Genomic DNA, 426 nt, shown 5'->3' with positions numbered 1-426 from the left:
GAGCGCCACATAGTCGGCATCGAATTCGATCAGGGCTTGCCCCGCCTCCACCCGCTGGCCTTCCTCGACCAGACGGGTGAAGCCCTTGCCGGCCAGGCTTACAGTGTCCAGGCCGATATGCATCAGCACCTGCACGCCGTTGTCATCGGTGATGCTGACCGCATGCCCAGTGTCCTGGATATTGCTGATCACCCCGGCCAGCGGCGCGCAGAGGGTCTGCGATGTTGGGTCGATGCACAGGCCGTCGCCGATCATGCGGCTGGCGAATACCGGGTCGGGCACCTTGTCCAGCGCCAGCAGTACACCCGACAAGGGCGCCCGCAATTCCAGGGGTTGCGTTGCGATCATGACTTCACCTGCTGTTTTGTTCTGTAAAAATCACGGGTAGATGCGAATGCCAGGGGTGACTTATTTCCACCAGTATTC

Annotated in this window: 1 protein-coding gene; it reads right to left on the bottom strand. The window is 60.6% G+C overall.

Going from position 1 to position 426, the window contains the following annotated elements; all coding sequences use genetic code 11:
• Positions 1–348, bottom strand: a 348-nt coding sequence (locus DNK59_RS31420; protein ID WP_146249954.1) for a PTS glucose transporter subunit IIA, incomplete at its 3' end; no start/stop codon positions are given.
• Positions 349–426 lie beyond the last annotated feature (78 nt).

This window comes from Pseudomonas sp. TKO26 (assembly GCF_003225665.1).
Lineage (GTDB): Bacteria > Pseudomonadota > Gammaproteobacteria > Pseudomonadales > Pseudomonadaceae > Aquipseudomonas > Aquipseudomonas saponiphila.
Note: the sequence above shows the minus strand (reverse complement) of the source record. Positions and strands in the feature narration are given on the sequence as shown.